The organism is Actinoallomurus spadix (assembly GCF_024055725.1).
Classification (GTDB): Bacteria; Actinomycetota; Actinomycetes; order Streptosporangiales; family Streptosporangiaceae; genus Actinoallomurus; species Actinoallomurus spadix.
The window spans coordinates 80227-99022 of sequence record NZ_JAMXMX010000026.1 but is presented as its reverse complement, the minus strand read 5'-3'; the positions used below and the strand labels follow the sequence as shown (position 1 = coordinate 99022).

20 protein-coding genes and 1 pseudogene are annotated in these 18796 nt (G+C 70.7%); 12 read left to right on the top strand and 9 right to left on the bottom strand.

Annotation, left to right across the window (positions count from 1 at the left end; translation table 11 throughout):
* Positions 1-36 precede the first annotated feature (36 nt).
* Entirely contained in the window at positions 37-1425 is a 1389-nt protein-coding gene (locus NE235_RS30345) for an MFS transporter (RefSeq protein WP_252808943.1), read from the top strand.
* Positions 1426-1429: 4 nt separating this feature from the next.
* Here NE235_RS30345 and coaA read toward each other — a convergent pair whose 3' ends face one another.
* Positions 1430-2368, bottom strand: coding sequence for a type I pantothenate kinase (gene coaA / locus NE235_RS30340; RefSeq protein WP_252808941.1), 939 nt, complete (start codon positions 2366-2368; stop codon positions 1430-1432).
* Positions 2369-2480: 112 nt separating this feature from the next.
* Here coaA and glmS point away from each other — a divergent pair, with 112 nt between their 5' ends.
* The gene (gene glmS / locus NE235_RS30335; protein ID WP_252808939.1) at positions 2481-4325 is read left to right on the top strand and encodes a glutamine--fructose-6-phosphate transaminase (isomerizing); all 1845 of its coding nucleotides are present in this window, start codon (positions 2481-2483) and stop codon (positions 4323-4325) included.
* Between the two features lie 79 nt (positions 4326-4404).
* Here the strand turns inward: glmS and NE235_RS30330 are convergent, their stop codons facing one another.
* Positions 4405-5232: a helix-turn-helix transcriptional regulator gene (locus NE235_RS30330; protein ID WP_252808930.1), complete on the bottom strand. Its 828-nt coding sequence runs from the start codon at positions 5230-5232 to the stop codon at positions 4405-4407.
* Positions 5233-5335: 103 nt separating this feature from the next.
* Here NE235_RS30330 and NE235_RS37830 point away from each other — a divergent pair.
* Positions 5336-5467: pseudogene (locus NE235_RS37830) on the top strand (oxidoreductase); the annotation flags it as partial.
* Between the two features lie 111 nt (positions 5468-5578).
* Here NE235_RS37830 and NE235_RS30320 read toward each other — a convergent pair.
* Positions 5579-6331, bottom strand: coding sequence for an alpha/beta fold hydrolase (locus NE235_RS30320; RefSeq protein WP_252808928.1), 753 nt, complete (start codon positions 6329-6331; stop codon positions 5579-5581).
* Positions 6332-6486: 155 nt separating this feature from the next.
* Between NE235_RS30320 and NE235_RS30315 the strand changes: the two genes are divergently transcribed.
* Positions 6487-7434 carry a LysR family transcriptional regulator gene (locus NE235_RS30315; RefSeq protein ID WP_252808926.1) on the top strand — a complete coding sequence of 316 codons (948 nt, stop codon included), beginning with the start codon at positions 6487-6489 and terminating at the stop codon, positions 7432-7434.
* A gap of 319 nt (positions 7435-7753) precedes the next feature.
* Here the strand turns inward: NE235_RS30315 and NE235_RS30310 are convergent, their stop codons facing one another.
* Entirely contained in the window at positions 7754-8509 is a 756-nt protein-coding gene (locus NE235_RS30310; protein ID WP_252808924.1) for a tRNA(His) guanylyltransferase Thg1 family protein, read from the bottom strand.
* Positions 8506-8976, bottom strand: coding sequence for an ATP-binding protein (locus tag NE235_RS30305; protein WP_252808922.1), 471 nt, complete (start codon positions 8974-8976; stop codon positions 8506-8508). The genes NE235_RS30310 and NE235_RS30305 overlap by 4 nt, the downstream gene beginning before the upstream one ends.
* Positions 8977-9234: 258 nt before the next feature.
* Between NE235_RS30305 and NE235_RS30300 the strand changes: the two genes are divergently transcribed.
* On the top strand, positions 9235-9939 hold the full coding sequence (locus tag NE235_RS30300) for an alpha/beta fold hydrolase (RefSeq protein ID WP_252808920.1): 705 nt from the start codon (positions 9235-9237) through the stop codon (positions 9937-9939).
* 184 nt (positions 9940-10123) lie between these two features.
* On the opposite strand, the gene NE235_RS30295 is transcribed toward NE235_RS30300, so the two are convergent.
* A complete protein-coding gene (locus NE235_RS30295) occupies positions 10124-10891 on the bottom strand; it encodes a VC0807 family protein (RefSeq protein WP_252808918.1) in 768 nt (255 codons plus the stop codon).
* 123 nt (positions 10892-11014) lie between these two features.
* Entirely contained in the window at positions 11015-11674 is a 660-nt protein-coding gene (locus NE235_RS30290) for an HNH endonuclease family protein (protein WP_252808916.1), read from the bottom strand.
* Positions 11675-11842: 168 nt separating this feature from the next.
* Here NE235_RS30290 and NE235_RS30285 point away from each other — a divergent pair, with 168 nt between their 5' ends.
* From NE235_RS30285 to NE235_RS30255, 7 genes are all read left to right on the top strand, one after another.
* The gene (locus NE235_RS30285; protein WP_252808914.1) at positions 11843-12586 is read left to right on the top strand and encodes a dienelactone hydrolase family protein; all 744 of its coding nucleotides are present in this window, start codon (positions 11843-11845) and stop codon (positions 12584-12586) included.
* 5 nt (positions 12587-12591) lie between these two features.
* Positions 12592-12861: a DUF6295 family protein gene (locus tag NE235_RS30280; RefSeq protein WP_252808912.1), complete on the top strand. Its 270-nt coding sequence runs from the start codon at positions 12592-12594 to the stop codon at positions 12859-12861.
* A gap of 236 nt (positions 12862-13097) precedes the next feature.
* The gene (locus tag NE235_RS30275; protein ID WP_252808911.1) at positions 13098-13988 is read left to right on the top strand and encodes an ABC transporter ATP-binding protein; all 891 of its coding nucleotides are present in this window, start codon (positions 13098-13100) and stop codon (positions 13986-13988) included.
* Positions 13985-14875, top strand: coding sequence for an ABC transporter permease (locus tag NE235_RS30270; RefSeq protein WP_252808909.1), 891 nt, complete (start codon positions 13985-13987; stop codon positions 14873-14875). The genes NE235_RS30275 and NE235_RS30270 overlap by 4 nt, the downstream gene beginning before the upstream one ends.
* Before the next feature lie 46 nt (positions 14876-14921).
* The gene (locus NE235_RS30265) at positions 14922-15833 is read left to right on the top strand and encodes an ABC transporter ATP-binding protein (protein ID WP_252808906.1); all 912 of its coding nucleotides are present in this window, start codon (positions 14922-14924) and stop codon (positions 15831-15833) included.
* The gene (locus NE235_RS30260; RefSeq protein WP_252808904.1) at positions 15830-16546 is read left to right on the top strand and encodes an ABC transporter permease; all 717 of its coding nucleotides are present in this window, start codon (positions 15830-15832) and stop codon (positions 16544-16546) included. Before NE235_RS30265 ends, NE235_RS30260 begins: the two co-directional genes overlap by 4 nt.
* A 208-nt stretch (positions 16547-16754) precedes the next feature.
* Positions 16755-16988 (top strand): hypothetical protein, encoded by a 234-nt coding sequence (locus tag NE235_RS30255; protein WP_252808903.1) that lies wholly within the window; start codon positions 16755-16757, stop codon positions 16986-16988.
* Positions 16989-17000: 12 nt separating this feature from the next.
* Here NE235_RS30255 and NE235_RS30250 read toward each other — a convergent pair whose 3' ends face one another.
* Both NE235_RS30250 and glmM read right to left on the bottom strand, forming a co-directional pair.
* Positions 17001-17207: a dodecin family protein gene (locus NE235_RS30250; RefSeq protein ID WP_252808902.1), complete on the bottom strand. Its 207-nt coding sequence runs from the start codon at positions 17205-17207 to the stop codon at positions 17001-17003.
* Between the two features lie 139 nt (positions 17208-17346).
* On the bottom strand, positions 17347-18687 hold the full coding sequence (glmM, locus tag NE235_RS30245; RefSeq protein ID WP_252808901.1) for a phosphoglucosamine mutase: 1341 nt from the start codon (positions 18685-18687) through the stop codon (positions 17347-17349).
* Between the last annotated feature and the right edge of the window lie 109 nt (positions 18688-18796).

The following is an 18796-nucleotide window of genomic DNA, read 5'->3' as shown; positions in this document are numbered from 1 at the left end:
TCACCACCTGTACCGCTCCGGCAGCAGGCTCGGCGCATGGCCCAGATCACTCTCGACGCTCCCCCGGCACCGGCGCCGGTCCGCCGCGGCGGGCTGCTGACGCTCATCATGCTCGGGCAGTTCATGGCGGTCCTCGACGTGACCGTGGTCAACGTCGCCGCCCCCACCATCCGTACCGACCTGCAGGCGTCCGGCGCGGGCCTGCAGCTCGTCATCGCCGGTTACACGATCGCGTACGCCGTGCTGCTCATCACCGGGGCGCGCCTCGGTGACATTCTCGGGCACCGGCGCGCCTTCCTCGGCGGGCTGGCGGTCTTCACCGCGGCGTCCCTGGCGTGCGGCCTCGCGGCGAGCACCGGCCTGCTCATCGGTTTCCGGCTCGTCCAGGGCGCGGGCGCCGCGGTGATGGTGCCGCAGGTGATGAGCCTGATCCAGCGGAACTTCACCGGCGCCGCGCGGGCCCGGGCGCTGAGCGCCTACTCGGCTGTGCTGTCCGGCGGCGCCGTCGCGGGGCAGGTGATCGGCGGCGCCCTCGTCAGCGCCGACGTCCTCGGCACCGGCTGGCGGCCGGTGTTCCTGGTGAACGTACCGATCGGCGTGGCGCTGCTGGTCGCCGGGCCACGCGTCCTGCCGGGCGACCGTGGTGAGCGGGGCCGCCGGCTGGACGTCCCCGGCGTGCTCGGCCTGTCCGCCGCCGTCGTCTGCTTCATCGTGCCGCTCGTGCTCGGGCACGAGGAGGGCTGGCCCGGCTGGGGCTGGGTCATGCTGGCCGGCGGCGTCGTCCTCTTCGGGATCTTCGTGGTCCTGCAGCGCCGCGCAGCCGCGCCGCTGATCCCCGGCCGGCTGCTGCGCACGCCCGGGCTCCTGGCCGGCGGCGTCACGATCTTCTTCGCGATGGCGACGTTCGGCGGGTTCCTGTTCAGCCTGGCCCTGCACCTGCAGGGCGGCCTGGGCGACAGCCCGCTGCGCGCCGGGCTGTCCTTCATCCCCGGCGCGGGCGGGTTCGCCCTCGCGAGCCTGAACTGGCGGCGGGTGCCCGCGCGGTGGCACCGCGTGCTGGTCCCGGCGGCGTTCGCCGTCGCGGCCCTCGGGTACCTGGGGCTGGCGGTGTTCCAGTCCGGTGGCGTGGGGCTGGAGGCGGCGATGGCCCTGACCGGTCTCGGCCTGGGCGGTGCCTTCAGCCCGATGCTCGCGCTCGCGCTCGCGCGCGTGCCTGTCGCGGACGCGGCCGACGCCAGCGGCCTGCTCGTCACGATGAACCAGTTCGCGCAGGTCGTGGGCGTGGCGACGTTCGGCACGGTGTTCCTGAGCGTCGCGCCGCCGACCGGCCACGCCCTGGCGGTGACGAGCGTCGCGCTCGCCGCGGCCGCCGTGCTGGGCGGCTGCTGCTCGGTTCTGGCCGTGCGCTCCGGGCGTGCCGGCTGAGCGGTCAGATGCGGCGCAGGCGTACGCGGGTGATCCGGTGGTCGCGGTCCTTGCACAGGACGAGGGTGGCGCGGTCCCGGGTCGGCAGGATGTTGGCGACGAGGTTGACCTCGTTGGTCTCCCGCCACGTCCGCTCGGCGTACGCCGCCGCCTCGTCCGGGTCCACCTGCGCGTACGGGTGGAAGAACGAGCGCTCGTCGGTGAAGACCGTGCGCCGCAGCGCGAAGAATCGGTCGATGTACCACTGGCGGACGTCGTTCACCCGCGCGTCCACGTAGATCGAGAAGTCGAACAGGTCCGACACCGCCAGACCGCCCGGCCGGGCGGTCTGCAGCACGTTGAGGCCCTCCAGGATGAGGATGTCGGGCCGCCGGACGACCCGCCGGGCGCCGGGGTCGATGTCGTAGGCCAGCGGGTCGTACACCGGCACGGACAGCTCCGCGGCGCCCGCCTTGAGCGCGGAGACGAACCCCAGCAGCGCCCCGCGGTCGTACGACTCGGGGAAGCCCTTGCGGTCCATCAGCCCGCGCTCGGCGAGCGTGGCGTTCGGGTAGAGAAAGCCGTCCGTGGTGACCAGTTCGACCGTGGGCCTCCCGTCACCGCGGGCGAGCAGCGTCCGGACGAGACGCGCCACGGTCGACTTGCCGACGGCGACGCTCCCGGCGATGCCGATGACGAACGGCGTCGGGACGACCGGGCCGCCGAGGAACGCGCCGACCGCGTCCCGCAGGCGGCCTTCGGCCGCGGCGAACAGGCCGATGAGCCGCGCCAGCGGCAGGTAGACCTCCTCGACCTCGGCGAGGTCGATCGGGTCGTTCAGTCCGCGCAGGCCCTCCAGGTCCTCCGGCGAGAGCGTCAGCGGCGTCGCCGCCCGCAGTGCCCGCCACTCCTCGCGGCCGAACTCGACATAGGGGCCGGCCATGCCCTCCCCGTCAGGGATCATGGAGGAAACCATAGCCTTTACTGAAGTTAACTTCTGGTGACCTTTGCCGGAAACGGACGCTTCCGGAGGCACTGGTCTAGCCGCTCACCTGGAGCCATTAAGGTGACGTCCCATGTGCGGAATCGTGGGGTACGTCGGGTCGCAACCCGCTCTCGACGTCGTCGTCGACGGGCTCGCCAGGCTGGAATACCGAGGCTACGACTCGGCGGGCGCGGCGGTGCTGGCCGACGGGAAGCTGACGGTCACCAAGCGGGCGGGCAAACTCGTCAACCTGCGCGACGCGCTGGCCGAGAACCCGCCACCGCGGAGCCGCGCGGGCATCGGGCACACCCGCTGGGCCACCCACGGGCCGCCCAACGACCGCAACGCCCACCCGCACGTCGACTGCACCGGCGCGGTGGCGGTCGTGCACAACGGCATCATCGAGAACTTCGCGGCCCTCCGCGTCGAGCTGGAGGAGCGCGGCCACGAGCTGTCCTCCGACACCGACACCGAGGCGGTCGCGCACCTCCTAGAGGAGGAGGTGGCCGGCGGCGCCGGCCTGACCGAGGCGATGCGGCGGGTCTGCCGGCGGCTCGAGGGGGCGTTCACGCTGGTCGCGGTGCACGCGGGCGAGCCGGACCTCGTCGTCGGCGCGCGCCGCAACTCACCGCTCGTCGTCGGCGTCGGCGAGGGGGAGAACTTCCTGGCCAGCGACGTCGCCGCGTTCATCGCGCACACGCGGGACGCGATCGAGCTGGGCCAGGACCAGGTCGTCGAGCTGCGCCCCGAGGGCGTCACCGTCACCGACTTCGCCGGCGCCGCGGCCCCGGTGAAGGAGTACCACGTCGACTGGGACGTCTCCGCCGCCGAGAAGGGCGGCCACGACTACTTCATGCTCAAGGAGATCGCCGAGCAGCCGCGGGCGGTCGCCGACACCCTGCTGGGCCGCGTCGGCGCCGACGGCCGTCTCACCCTCGACGAGATGCGCCTGTCCGACCAGCAGCTGCGCGACGTCGAGAAGATCATCATCGTGGCGTGCGGTACGGCCTACCACGCCGGGCTGATCGCCAAGTACGCGATCGAGCACTGGGCGCAGATCCCGTGCGAAGTGGAGCTGGCCAGCGAGTTCCGCTACCGGGACCCGATCCTCACCCGCTCGACCCTGGTCATCGCGATCTCGCAGTCCGGCGAGACCATGGACACCCTGATGGCGGTGCGGCACGCCCGCGAGCAGCGCGCCAACGTGCTCGGCATCTGCAACGTCAACGGCTCCACGATCCCCCGCGAGTGCGACGGCGTGCTGTACACCCACGCCGGTCCGGAGATCGCCGTGGCCTCGACCAAGGCGTTCCTCACCCAGCTGGTCGCCGTGTACCTCATCGCGCTCTACCTCGCTCAGGTCCGGGGGACCAAGTGGGGCGACGAGGTCTTCGCGATGATCCAGCTGCTCGCCACCATGCCGGAGAAGGTCGAGGCGGTCCTGGGCACGGTCGAGCCGGTCCGCGAGCTGGCCCGGTCCCTCGCGGGCGAGCGCTGCGTGCTCTTCCTCGGGCGGCACGTCGGCTTCCCCGTGGCCCTGGAGGGCGCGCTGAAGCTCAAGGAGCTCGCGTACATGCACGCGGAGGGCTTCGCCGCCGGTGAGCTGAAGCACGGGCCGATCGCGCTGATCGAGCAGGACCTTCCCGTGGTGGTCATCGTGCCGCCGCGCGCCCGGCCGGTCCTGCACGACAAGATCGTGTCGAACATCCAGGAGATCCGCGCCCGCGGCGCCCGTACGATCGTCATCGCCGAGGAGGGCGACGAGACCGTCGTCCCGTACGCCGACACGCTCATCCGGGTCCCGGCCGTGCCGACGCTCCTGCAGCCGCTCGTCGCGACGGTCCCGCTGCAGGTCTTCGCCTGTGAGCTGGCCACCGCGCGGGGCCACGACGTCGACCAGCCCCGCAACCTCGCCAAGTCCGTCACCGTCGAGTAACCCGTGACACGGTAGACGCCTTCAAACCAGCCGGATTCACCCCCGAGAAGGGCGATCGGGGCGAAACAGTGCTCGACCTTTACCTCTGGTGTACGCCGGCGGCGAGGGACCCGAGGAGGCCGAGGGCCTCGCTGCTCGGCGAGCCCGGCTCCGCGTGGTAGACGACGAGCTCCTGGCCGGGACTGGAGCGGACGTCGAAGGTCTGCATGGACAGCGTCAGCGTTCCCACGTCGCGGTGGTGGAACCGCTTGGTCTCGAGCGCCTTGCCGCGGGCGTCGTGCCGGGCCCAGAGCCGGGCGAACTCCGCGCTCTCCGCGAGCAGTTCGGTGAGCACCCGCCGGATGCGCGGATCGTCGGGCGCCTCACCGTAGCCGAGCCGGAAACCGGCCACGGAGTTGCGCGCGACCTCGTGCCAGTCCGCGTAGAAGCTCCGCGCGGCGGGCTCGGTGAAGACGACGTGCATGAGGTTGCGCGAGTGCGCCCAGTCGTGGAAGAGCGCGTCGGCGATCGCGTTCGACGCGAGGACGTCGTAGGCACGGTTGTAGACGATGGCCGGGTTGTCCGGCCAGGCGCTCATGAGCTGCAGGAGACCCGGGTCGACATGATCGTTCACGGCGGCGCTCCGGGCGCGTGGGCTCAGCCCGGCCAGGCGGAACAGGTGCAGGCGGCCGTCCTCCGGCAGGCGCAGGGCGACGGCCAGGGCCTCGACGACCTGCGCGGACGGCGAGCGTTCCCGGCCCTGCTCGAGACGGACGTAGTAGTCGACGCTGACTCCCGCCAGCGACGCCACCTCCTCGCGCCGCAGGCCGGGGACCCTGCGGTGTCCCGTGCTGGAAAGGCCGGCCCGCTCAGGGGTGACCTGGGCCCGCCGGGCCTTGAGGTAGGCACCGAGCTCGGTTGAGGTCATGCCGCCATCGTAGGTCGGCGATCGGCGCGCTTCCTGGGTGCGCTGCTCCCAGGGAGGATCGCGCCCTTCTCCCCTCCGTCCGGCCCGCCCAGAGTCGGCAGTCATGCCAACGAGCCACCCGCAACCGCACACCGCATCCGAGCCGAAGGTCGTCCTCGTCACCCGGGCCAGCAGCGGCATCGGCGAGGCCATGGCCGCCCGGCTGGTCCGCGAAGGCCACCACGTCGTCGCGGGCGCGCGCCGGATCGAGGCCTTCCGCGTCATGGAGGCCGGTGGCGGCGGCGCGATCGTCTCGGTCGCCTCGGTGTCCTCGATCGTCGCCTTCGAGACCCAGACGGGGTGGGCGTTACAGGCCGGCCCAGAACTCAGACAGCATGCGAGCCGCCTGAGGGGGACCCTGAAGCATCCACCAGTGACCGGCTCCTTCGAGTACCGCAGTACGAGCGCCGGCCCGCTCGGCGGCACGGCGCCGGGTGTCCACGCGACCGACGGTGAGGTCCTCGGTGGCGATGGGAACCAAACCCGGCCGAGCAGCGGCGGCGGGGAGATCACGGCCACGCTCGATCAGCTTCGCCGGCATCGCTGACCGGTACAACGCGAGGATCGCCTTTCCCATCTCCGCGCCCTGCCCGAGCGCCACCTCGCCGGCAGCCGGCTCGGGAATGCCCCACTCGACCATGCGCGCCGCCCGCTCATCGGCGTCTCCAGCGAAGATCTCCTTGATGGAACGCTCTCCCTCGCCTGGTGTCTGCCAGGTTCGTGCCAGGGGGTGCCAGACGAAGTCCGGCTCGTAACCGCCGATAGTGTCGCTCACCCAACTGCGCAGCAGGTCGGGGCGGGTCATCGCGACTTCGATGACGTGCCCTCCGCCCCAGTCGTGGCCGACGAGATCCACCGGTGCGTCGAACCGCGTGAGCTCGTCAACGAGCCAGCTCCGGTAATCATCCATCGTGGCACCGAAATCCGCAGGCAGCTGGGCACCGAAACCGGGAGGCGAGAGCCGGACCACATCATCATGGCCGAGCTTGGACAACTCATTGATCAGTGGCGTCCAGACCGCAGAGGTCACCGGAACACCATGAACGAAGACGATGGTCATGCAGGAACGTCCTTCTTGGATTCGACGTGTTGGTTCTCGTCCCGGCGAGGGTGCCCTCGGCCGGACGACAGCAGTCAACAGCCGTCTGAGCCGGGCGTCTAAGTCCTGGTTCGCACTCCCTCATGCAGTAGCCGCATAACGAATACAGTCGTCGTGTGCCTGAAGACGCCCCGCGCTTCCCGACGGTCGATGCCGGTCCGGACCTCGACCTGCGGTTGGTCCGGTACTTCACGGTCGTCGCCGAGCACCTGAACTTCGCCCGGGCGGCAGCGGCGTTGCACGTCGCTCAGCCCTCCCTGAGCCGCCAGATCCAGCGGCTGGAGGACGCACTGGGCGTGCGCCTGCTGGAGCGCACGACCCAGGGCAGCCGCCTCAGCGCGGCCGGCGCGGCATTCCTTCCGCGAGCACAGGAACTCCTGCACACCGCCTCCCAGGCGGCGCTCGCGGCCCGCGCCGCCGCGCCGCCACGCGCGATCACCATCGGGTACGTCGAGGACCTCGTCATCACCGCGGCAGTGCGCGACCTGCGCCGTCGCCATCCCGACGCTCACGTTCGCACGCGGCACCTGGACGCGGACGAAGCCCAAGCCCTACCCGACCGCCAGGTCGACGTGCTCGTCACCCGCACGCCGCTTCCGATCCGCAGTGATGATCTGCGCGTGACCGTCCTCTACGACGAGCCCCGGGTACTCCTCGTGTCCGCCTCTCATCACCTCGCAGGGAAGCAATCGGTCAGCCCGGACGACTTCGCCGACGAACCACTCGTCGCCTGCGCCGGCATGGCCGCGGCGTGGACGGGGTTCTGGCGGCTCGATCCCCGCCCGGACGGGAGACCGGCCCCACTCGGTCCCCTGCTCGCCGACACATACGAGGACAAGCTCGAAGCCGTCGCCGACGGGCGCGCCATCGCCATCGTGCCCGCCGACGACCGGCGTGGCAGGCTCCGCGACGACCTCACCACCATCCCCGTCAACGGAATCGAACCCTGCCAGGTGGCCGTCGTCACCCGCGCCGACGACCGCAATCCGCTCGTCGCCCACTTCCGGGAAGCCGCGAAGACCTGTCTCGTCCGGGACGCCGAACGCACCCGCTCCCAGTGGTGAGGCCCTGCGTCTCCTCGCCGACCTGTCCGCCGAGACCCCGGACCGCCCGGAGCCCGCGCCGGTGCGGCGTTAGGGCAGGCTCCCATGGACGACGGCCCCGTTGCGGGATCGCGGTGGTGGAGGTCGCGCATCGCGTTGAACAGGTGCGTCGCCCCGCCTCTGCGAGAAGCGGCTTCCCTCCGCGATCTCCGCCGGCCGGCTCCGCGCCGACATCGCCACCGGCATCATGGTCGAGATGCTCTACTCGGGCCTGTATTACCGGCTTCTGTTCGACACCGACGACCTCGACACCTCCCGGACTCCGGATAGGCGGTCCATGTCAGTCGCCGGGCTCCGCGAGGCGCCGGACGAGCTCCCGGTAGTCGTCCTTCATCGGGAGGTCCTCCTCGATGTGAAGCCGTCGCCGTACGGAGGTCACCTCGATCTCGCGGATCGGATCGCGGCCCGGCCGCTCGAAGCTCTCCCACCACAGCCCGATCCCGCGACGCTGCCAGGCGGGCACGTCATTGAAGTTGACCCCGCGGGCGAACAACAGCTCGTTCTTGTCCGCGACGCTCGTTTCGTGGAGGGTCCGCGTCGCCTGGCGGGCCGTCCGGCCCTCACCCCGCAGCGTCCAGTAGCACCAGCCGTTCAGGGCGCAGCGCGCGGCGTCCGCCTGCCGCCAGGAGAAATAGTCGACGACATCGTCGAGGCCGGTGCCCACCCATACGCGGCTATCGAAGTGCACCGGTTCGCCGGCGGCGAGCGCGAAGGCGGCGGTGGCGACGCTCGCGGAGATGGACACCAGCTTCTCCACCTCCCTTCCGAACAGGTCGGAGGATCGGTCGAGCAGGACGGAGATCTCATCGCTCTCGGTGTAGGCGTAGCGGCCGCCGAGTTCGGTCAGCAGCGCACGCGCCGCCTCGACCATCAGGTCGGAGAAGCGCGGATCGAAGGGCTTGTCGAAGCGGCTCTCCGTGTAACGGGAGAAGGACCGCCCGTCGACCCGGATGACCGCCCAGGCGCCCGGGAGCACGGTCAGCGAGTGGAACCACTCGAGGGAGCGCATTCGCGCCTCGAGTTCGTTGTTCCTCACTCCGTCGCCTCCTTCGCCACCGGCCGCACGTCGAATCCGCCCACGCCGTCGAACCGGACCTCGTACAGCTCGTCGAAGCCGTCGGACGGCCGCGGGCGGCGCAGGCGTTTCAGAGTGGCAAAGAGGCCGACCTCGGGCACCCGATTTTCTCCGGTACGAGAAGCGTTACGGCGTAGTGAGCCGGGGACGTCCGGCGGGAACCAGTAACCGACGACCTTCGCCCCGTGTCTCTGCGCGGCCTCGGCCAGCGGCCGCCACTCCTCCGGGGACGGGTTGGTGTTGTCGACGGCGACGTTCAGCCCCGCCGTCAGGGCCTCCTCGACGAGCCGCATCTGCCGCGCCTGCCGCCGCCGGGCCCTCCGGAAGTCGTCCTTGCTGACATGCACATACTCGGGCGCCAGCACCTGCCGGAAGAACGTCGTCTTCCCCGAGGCCTGCAACCCGATCAGAATCGCCAGCGCAGGCATCCCACGACCTGACCCCCCACATGTCCTGTCATAGAGGCCGGTCTACCGCACCGATCGTGTCTTGTTCCACTCAGGGCCGGCCGCAACCGCTCCGTCCAGGCGCACGGCACCCGGCCGGAGCCACTTCGCAGCCGCTGTCGACTCGTTGCCGCCGGGATGACCGGAGGAATGTCCGGTTCGTCGCTTCTCCGGCAACGGCGGCGGCAAGGACCGCTTCCGGCCAATTCGTACGGTGCCGTAGCCCCTCACAATGGGGCGATGCGGGTCCGCGTCAACGACGTCGTGCTGTACTTCGACGTCGACGGGTGTCAGCTCGTGCCGGACGGGGCGACCATGGTGGAGCGGCCGACGATCGTCCTGCTCCACGGCGGGCCGGGCGCGGACCACTCGGTGTTCAAGCCGGCTTTCAGGGCGGCCGCGGAGTTCGCCCAGGTCCTCTACCTGGATCAGCGCGGGAGCGGGCGGTCAGACCGGGCCGGTCCCGGGTCCTGGACGTGGGAGCGGTGGGCGGACGACGTCGTCGACTTTTGCGACACCCTCGGCATCGTCGACCCGATCCTGGTGGGCACGTCCAGCGGCGGCTGGGTCGCGCTGACCGCGGCCCTGCGCCACCCGGACCGCGTCTCCAAGCTGGTGCTGGACAGCGTCATGCCCGGCTCCGCGCAGGAGCGGCCAGCCGCGTTCGAACGGCTCGGCGGCGTCGAGGCACCCGAGGCGCCCGAGATGGCCGGCCGATTCGACCCGTGGGCTCGGCTCGACCGGCTGGCCTGTCCGACGCTGATCCTCGCCTGCGCGGACGACCCGGTGGCCACCGAACCGGCCGCCCGCCGCCTCGCCGAGGCGATCACCGCCGCCCCCGTCCGCCTGCACGTCCTTCCGGGAACGGGCCATGGAGTGTTCCGCGAGGCACCAGGTGAGGCGTTCGGTCTGCTCCGTGACTTCGTCACGGAGCCCGGCTCATAGCTCTGCGCCGAGGGTCTTCGTTGTTCCAACGACCAGGAGTCTCGGCGCCGTGGAGCGGCGTCGCGCGCCATCTCCCGCCGTACGACGTCGGAGTCGAAGACCTCCCGGCTGTTCGGTCCGCCCGGGAGGAAGGCGGTGTCGTAGTTGATGCCCTTGGCGCGCATGGTTCTCCTCCTTCCGGGAGTCAGGCCGAGGTCTCGGCGTCGATCAGCTTCTTCATCGGCTCGCTCGCGGTCCCGCCGACGACGATCCCGACGGCGATCGCGCCGAGCAGGATGACGGTGGACAGCCAGGCCATCGTGTCGATCGGCAGAGTGAACGCGCCGGCCAGGCGGGCGGCGCACTCGCCGAGCAGAACCAGGCCCCAGATGACGGAGAACCGCCGTTCGAGGCGCCGGAACGCCGCCGATCCGGCGGACAGGCGGTCCCACGCGGCGATCCTCGCGGGATCGCCCTTGGTCATGAACGGCTTGAAACCGGCGGACATCAGCGGACGGCCGCGGAATGCGGAGATCAGGATGCCGAGGCCGATCACGCTGCTCACGCCGGAGTCCTTGGCCAGCATGAGCCGGGGGTCGCCGGTCACGAAGCTGAGCACGATCCCGGCGACGTTGACGGCCAGCATCAGGCCCGCCAGCCCGTTGAACACGCGGTGGCGGACGGCGTCGAGGACCGTGTGCGCCGCCGGGACCACGCTGCTGAGCGCCAGTGAGGTGACCACGTCCACGCCCAGGCCCTTGTGCAGGAGGTAGTACCCGCCCGTGGGGATGGCGACGTCCACCACCAGCGGTCCGAGCGTCCGGGCCAGTGCCCGGCGCGCGGGCCGGTCCGCCCGGGCGGCGGCCGTGACCCGCGACGCGGTGTCCTCGGACCGCGGGGCGGTATCCGCCGCCGGTGTGGCGGTGTCCGTGACCCGCGGGACGGGCCGGTCGGTCGGGGCGATCTGCGTCATCGTCGTTCCTTCGCTCGGCTTCGTCGTCGCGTCAAGCCTCGCGGGAACGGGGGTGCCTACGGCAGATTCATCGATCCATGATCGACCGGTACGAATGTCACGGGCGGCGCCGGCCCCCGGGCGTCAGCAGGTGTCGAGCATTCCCTGCAGTGCCGTGCGGTCGGCGCGGGTCACGGACAGCCGGTAGGCGTACGTGACGCCGATGAACCTCTCGGCGTAGGTGCACTGGAACGACTTCTGGGGCTGCCACTCCGACGGCCCCTTGTCGCTCTTCTGCATGTTCGGGCGGCCCCACACGGCGAGCAGGTTGGCGGGGTCGTTGGCCAGGTGCGCGCGCTTGTCCGGCGTCCACTCGTGGGCGCCCATCCGCCAGGCCAGGGCGAGCGGGACGACGTGGTCGATCTGCACCTCGGAGGCGTGCGCCTTGGTGAAGTGGATGTCCTTGCCGGCGTACGGGTCGTGCAGCTCACCGGAGATGACGATGCATTTGTCGCGCTTCTTCACTTTGGACAGGTCGCGCGCGAGGATGTCGTTCCTCGTGTCGCAGCCGTTGTCGTCCACGTCCTTCCAGGCAGGGCCGTACTTCTCGCGGCTGTATCCGGTCATCGGGTCGGGCACCGCGACCTTGAGCTGACCCAGTTCTTTCCGCGCGGTCGCCTCGTTGCCCTTGGTCGCGTGCGGTTCCGCACCATCTCCGGTGGTCTGGACCCCACTGGTCTTGCATCCGGCGACGAGAAGCACCGGAATCGCGACCGCCACCGCCCGAACCCGCCACGACACCATACAGCTCACCTCGTTTTTGCTGGCTGTTTGCCCAACTTTGACGGATGAATGCTGCCATATGGTTCGATCACGGGATTTGTCGATTACGCCGGGTGGTGCGGACCTCCGCAGGTCGGGGACACGAACCGCCGAACCGCAGATCGACGCCGGTCGATAGCCTTGCTAACCATGTACGACGCGATGATGGCCGAAACGATCCCGCTGACCGGCCACAGCGGCGACCCGATCGAGGCGTACCTCGCCCGGCCCCTCGGACCGGGTCCGTACGGCGGCGTGGTGGTCATCCACCACATGCCCGGCTACGACGAGCCGAGCAAGGAGATCGTGCGGAAGTTCGCCGCACACGGTTACACGGCGATCATGCCGAACCTGCACTACCGCGACGCGCCCGGCGCCGCTCCGGACGACGCGGCGGCCGCGTCCCGCGCGGCGGGCGGCGTGCCGGACGAGCGCCTCGTCGGCGACGTCGACGCCGCCGTCCGCCACCTCAGGAGCCTGACCTCCTCCAACGGCAAGGTCGGGACGATCGGATACTGCTCCGGAGGGCGCCAGTCGTTCCTGGCCGCCTGCTCGCTCGACCTCGACGCGGCGGTGGACTGCTACGGCGCGTTCGTCGTCGGCGAGGTGCCGGAGAACTCCCCGATGGCGGTGCGGCCGATCGTCGACCTGACCCCGAACCTGTCGTGCCCGCTGCTCGGCCTGTTCGGCGCCGAGGACCAGTACCCCTCCCCCGAGCAGGTCAGGGAGCTAGAGGACGCGCTCAAGCAGCACGGCAAGACGTACGAGTTCCACTCGTATCCGGACGCCGGGCACGCGTTCTTCGCCGTCGACCGGCCGAACTACCGGCCGCAGGCCGCGAACGACGGCTGGCAGCGCGTCTTCGCCTGGTTCAACCGCTACCTGGGAGCCTGACTGATATGTGCACCTACGTCACCGAGACGAGGAAGATGGCGGGCAGCGGGAAGGGGCCCGACGGCTGGTTCCCGCTGACCCAGGCGTCCGTGTACGTCGACCACCCCTTCCACGCGCCCTTCGAGCACACCGTCAACATCGACTTCGCCGCGCCGGAGCTCGGCCCGGCGGCCCGGGTCGCGGTGGAGCTCACCGAGGAATCGGCGCTCGCGCTCATCGAGGCGATCAAGGCGGCACTCGCCGCCGCCCCTCCCGGCATCGCCGCCGCGGGCTGAACACCACCCCGCCGCCGCGGGCCGAACGCCGCCCGCCGCCGCGGGCTGAAGACCGCTCCATCACCGGGTCCTCCCACCGGCGGCCGGTGCCCGGCGGCGGACAGGGGTGATCACCGCCGTCCGCCGCCGGGCGGTCGCGCATCGTCCGGAAGACGCCCGCAATCATCCCGAAGTGGGGCGGCGAATACTGCCGAAGAGTGACGACGGTTACAGAGGCGCTCCACTAGGTTCGGACCATGTCCATCATCGCCACCCGGGGGCTGTCCATGCGGTTCCCCGGCGTGCTCGCGTTGGATCAGCTGACGATCGACATCGAGCCCGGTGTCGTCGGGCTCGTCGGAGCCAACGGCGCGGGCAAGTCGACGCTCATCAAGATCCTTCTCGGCCTCCTCGAACCCACGAGCGGGCAGGCACAGGTGCTCGGCTTCGACACGGCACGCGACACCATGAGGATCCGTGAGCTGGTCGGCTACATGCCCGAGCACGACTGCCTCCCTCCTGACGTGTCGGCGACCGAGTTCATCGTGCACGTCGCCCGGATCTCCGGTCTGCCGCCCACCGCCGCCCGCGAGCGCGCCGCCGACACGCTGCGCCACGTCGGGCTGTACGAAGAGCGGTACCGCCCGATCGGCGGCTACTCGACCGGTATGCGGCAGCGCGTCAAGCTCGCCCAGGCTCTCGTCCACGACCCGAAGCTGGTCTTCCTCGACGAGCCCACCAACGGCCTCGACCCGGCCGGACGGGACGAGATGCTCGCCCTCGTCCGCCGGATCGGCGGCCAGTTCGGCATCAGCGTCCTGGTCACCTCCCATCTGCTCGGCGAGCTCGAGCGCGTCGCCGACCACCTGGTGATCATCGACGGCGGGCGGCTGCTGCGGTCGCAGGCGGTCTCGGCCTTCACCCAGGTCAGCGGCGTGCTGGCGGTCGAGGTCGAGGAGGAGATGGACCGTCTCGGCGAGCACCTGGCACGCACCGGGCTGCAGGTCCGCCCGGACGGCCGCCTCCTGCTCATCGACATCGCCGACGAGAGCACCTACGACGTCGTACGCGACTCGGTCGCCGACCTCGGCCTGGCCCTCGTCCGCATGGAGAACCGCCGCCACCGCATCGAAGAGGTCTTCTCGTGACGAGCGTCATCCACGACATCGGGTACCGCCACTACGACGGGAAGCGCCTCGGACGCGCGTACGCCGTCCGGTCCCTCTTCACGCACAACCTGCGCGCGGCGTACGGCCTGGGCCGGCCGGTCAAGGCGAAGATCATGCCGTTCCTCCTCTGCGCCATCATGCTGATGCCCGCGGCGATCAGTGTGGCGGTCACCGCGATCGCCGCGCAGGTCGGGGCCGGGCGGGACGTCCAGCTCATCCGCTACTCCGCCTACGCCGTCTACCTGCAGCCGCTGATCGCGATCTTTCTGGCGGCACAGGCGCCGGTGATCGCCTCCCGCGACCTGCGCTTCCACGTCACACCGCTGTACTTCTCCCGGCCGCTGAGCCGTCTCGACTACGTGCTGGCCAAGTACGGCGCGTTCACGACCGCACTGTTCATACTGCTGGCGACACCGGTGACGATCCTGTACATCGGCGCGCTCGTCACGAAGCAGAAGCACATCGGCACCCACACCGTGCACTGGCTCGCCGCCGTCGCGGGGTGCCTGCTCTTCGCGCTGGTGCTCGCCGGCCTCGGCCTGGTCGTGGCCGCGTTCACGCCGCGCCGCGGGTTCGGCGTCACCGCCGTGATGGCGGTCTACCTGCTCAGCACCACGGCGGTCGCCGCCGTCCAGGGCATCGCCGAGAACCAGACGCAGTTCACGGTGGCCCAGTGGGCGGGCATGTTCGCCCCGTTCAACCTGGTCGACGGCGTGCAGGTCTGGGCGCTGCGTGCCAAGCAGTCCGCGCCCGAACCACCGCCCTCCGGGATCGGCGGGCCGGTGTTCACCCTGCTCTGCGCCGCCCTCATCGTCGGCTGCGTCGCGATCCTGTACCTCCGCTTCCGGAAGGCGGGCGCCAAGTGAGCCGACCGCAAGGATCGTTCCCCCACGACGCGGGCGAGGAGGAAGCGTGAGCGAGCTCGTTCTCCGGGACGTCTCCCGGTGGTACGGCAACGTCGTCGCCGTCAACGGCGTCTCGATGACGATCGGGCCGGGCGTCACCGGCCTGCTCGGGCCGAACGGCGCCGGCAAGTCCACCCTGATCCACATGATGGGCGGCTTCCTCGCCCCCTCCAGCGGGCAGGTGACCGTCGACGGGCAGCGCATCTGGAAGAACCCGTCGGTGTACCGCCAGATCGGGCTCGTGCCCGAGCGGGAGACCGCGTACGACTTCCTCACCGGCCGCCAGTTCGTCCGCGCGATGGCCAAACTGCACCGCCTGCCGAACCCCGAGGCGGCCGCCGAGCGCGCCCTCGCGATGGTGGAGATGGTCGCCCCGGCCGACCGGATCATCGGCAACTACTCCAAGGGCATGAAGCAGCGGGTCAAGATGGCCTCCGCGCTGGTCCACGACCCGCCGGTGCTGCTGCTCGACGAGCCGTTCAACGGGATGGACCCGCGCCAGCGGCTGCACCTGATGGACCTGATCCGGAAGATGGCCGCCGAGGGCCGGACGGTGCTGTTCAGCTCGCACATCCTCGAAGAGGTCGAGCGGCTCGCGCACCACATCGAGGTCGTGATCGCCGGGCGGCACGCCGCGTCCGGTGACTTCCGCGCCATCCGCCGGCTGATGACCGACCGGCCGCACATGTTCGTCGTCCGCTCCAGCGACGACCGGCGCCTGGCGGCGGCGCTCATCGCCGATCCGTCGACGCGCGGGGTCGAGCTGACCTCCGGCGGGCTCGAGGTCGAGGCCGTCGACTTCCGGCGGTTCTCCCTCGTGCTCCCGCAGGTGGCGCGTCAGGCGGACATCCGGCTGTGGGAGGTCGCCCCCGCCGACGAGTCCCTCGAAAGCGTCTTCTCCTACCTGGTGGCGTCGTGAACCCTGTCATCGCTTCCATCACGTTCCGCGCCATGCTGAGCAAGCGGCGCATACTCCTGCTGTTCCTTCTGCCCGCGCTGCTGCTGATGCTCAGCATCGGCCTGCGGGCCAGCGGGCACGCCGACCTGGACAACGCCACCATGCTGCTCACGCAGTTCGGGCTCGGGGCGTTGCTGCCGCTGCTCGCGCTGCTGGCGGGCACCGGCGTGATCGGGCCGGAGATCGACGACGGCCAGATCATGTACATCATGACCAAGCCGATCGCGCGGCCCGTGATCTCCACGACGAAGTACGTCGTCTCGGTCGTCCTCGTGGTCGCCTTCGGCGTCGTGCCGATGTTCGTCGCGGGCGTCATCATGACCGGGATGACCGCGGGCCTGGCGACCGGGTTCGCGCTGGGCGCGCTGGTCGCGGGCGTCGCCTACTGCGCGCTGTTCCTGGCGATCGCGGTGCTCAGCCGGTTCGCGGTGACCATCGGCCTGATCTACGCCCTGGTCTGGGAGAACCTCATCGCCCGGTACGCCCCCGGCGCCAAGACCCTCTCGATCCGCCAGTGGGGCATCAGCGTCGCCGACATGGTGACCAACGCGACCGCCGTCAAGGCGGACGTCGCCTCGTCCACGGCGGTTCCGCTGCTGATCGTCGTCACCGTCGCCGGTGTCGCGTACGCCGGCTGGAAGCTCCGCACCCTCTCCGTCACCGGCACCGACTGATCCGCCGTCAGGGCCTGTCTCAAAGCGCCGCTGTCCTTCGGCCGGGGACTTCGAGACGGACGCCGGCCGGCCGATCGCCTGTCAGCGGACCGGGCGTTCGGCCGGCTTCGGCGTATCCGGGCGGCGAGTGGCGGGTGAACCGCCGGCCGTGCGGAATAGACCATGGTCGCTTCCTCCGGGACGCCCCTCACCGCCACGCTGGATGACCATGAAGGATCCCAAGGCGTACGACCTGCTGTCGTTCGTGGTGCTCTGGCTCGGCTTCCACCAGGGGCTGTATCCGTTCGGCGCCAAGATCTTCGGGTGGCGCCCACGGCTGGCCCTGGCCCTGCGCCTGCCCGGTCCCCTCTGGTGGATCGTGTCCGCGTTCGTCGTCGTCGCGGCGGTCGTCCTGCTGGACCGGATCGACAAGGCCAAGAAGCGCCGCCATCCCGCGTCCTGAGCCGTACGGGCCCTACTCGAGAACGAACGTGACCAGCATGTTGACCTTGTAGCCGCTGATGTCGCCGTTCTCGGAGATCTGGACCTCCATCTCCTTGATCCAGGCGGACTGGAGCTTGCGGAGGGTCTCCGCGGCCCGGCTGATGCCGACCTTCACGGCGTCCTCGAAACTCGACTCCGAGATCGCGCTGATCTCGGTGACACGCGCCACTGATGCCATGGGTGCTCGACCTTCGTCTCTCGTGGGGATCGCCGCTCGGCGGCGCAGCCGTCATGATCGACGTACCCGCACCACCACGGAGAGTATCGATCGACCGCGTAAAGTGATGACGAAGGTCGAGGGGCCGGGCCGGCGGGGGTCAGAGGGCGGTGCGGACGGCCTCGGCGAGACGCTCGGCGACGACGCGGGCCTGGTCCTCGGTCTGCGCCTCCACCATGACGCGCACCATCGGCTCGGTGCCGCTCGGGCGGATGAGCACCCGGCCGCCGTCCCCCAGCTCGGCCTCGGCGGCCTGGACGGCGGCGGCCAGCTCCGGAGAGGTCTTGGCCTTGGCCTTGTCGACGCCCTTGACGTTGATCAGCACCTGCGGGAGCCGGTTCATGACCTTCGCCAGTTCGTCGAGCGGGCGCCGGCGGTGGGCGATGGTCGACAGCAGCTGCAGCCCGGTGAGCACGCCGTCCCCGGTGGTGGCGTGGTCGAGCATGATGACGTGGCCAGACTGCTCGCCGCCGAGGGCGTACCCGCCGGCCTTCATCGCCTCCAGGACATAGCGGTCACCGACCGCCGTCTCGACGACGTCCAGGCCCTGGTCGCGCATGGCGAGCTTGAAGCCGAGGTTCGACATGACCGTGGCGACGACCGTGTCGCTGGGGAGCCGGCCGGCGTCGCGCAGCTCCAGAGCCAGGATCGCCATGATCTGGTCACCGTCGATGGCCTCGCCGGAGGCGGTGACCGCGAAGCAGCGGTCGGCGTCACCGTCGTGGGCGATACCGGCGTCCGCGGAGTTCTCCACCACGGCGCGCTGCAGGCGTTCCAGGTGGGTCGAGCCGTACCCGTCGTTGATGTTCAGGCCGTCGGGCGAGGCGCCGATCGCGATCACGGTCGCGCCGGCGCGGCGCAACGCCTCCGGAGAGACGCCCGAGGCGGCGCCGTGCGCGCAGTCGACGACGACCTTCAGGCCGTCCAGCGAGCCGGGCAGCGTCGACAGCAGGTGCGCGATGTAGCTCTCGACCTCGCCGTGCGCGTCGCGGACCCGGCCGACGCCGGGACCGGTCGGGCCGGCCCAGTCCTCACCGAGGTGGGCCTCGATCTGGTCCTCGATCTCGTCGGCGAGCTTGTGCCCGCCCCGGCCGAAGAACTTGATGCCGTTGTCGGGGGCGGGGTTGTGCGACGCGGACAGCATCACGCCCAGGTCCGCGCCGAGCGACTGGGTGAGGTACGCCACGGCGGGGGTCGGCAGCACGCCGAGCCGCAGCACGTCGACCCCGGCCGAGGCGAGCCCGGCGACGACGGCCGCCTCCAGGAACTCCCCGGACGCGCGCGGATCGCGGCCGACGACCGCGACGGGACGGTGTCCCTCGAACGCGCCGGCCTCCCCGAGGACGCGCGCGGCCGCGACCGACAGGTCGAGCGCCAGGGACGCCGTCAGGTCGCGATTCGCGACTCCGCGTACGCCGTCGGTCCCGAACAGACGCGCCACCACAACACCCCACGATCGAACGCACGAACCGGTCGCGTCCGGACACGCCCGCCGCGACCCCGGAAAAAAGCGATCAGCGGTCCCGCCGGAAGGCGGGACCGCCGAGATC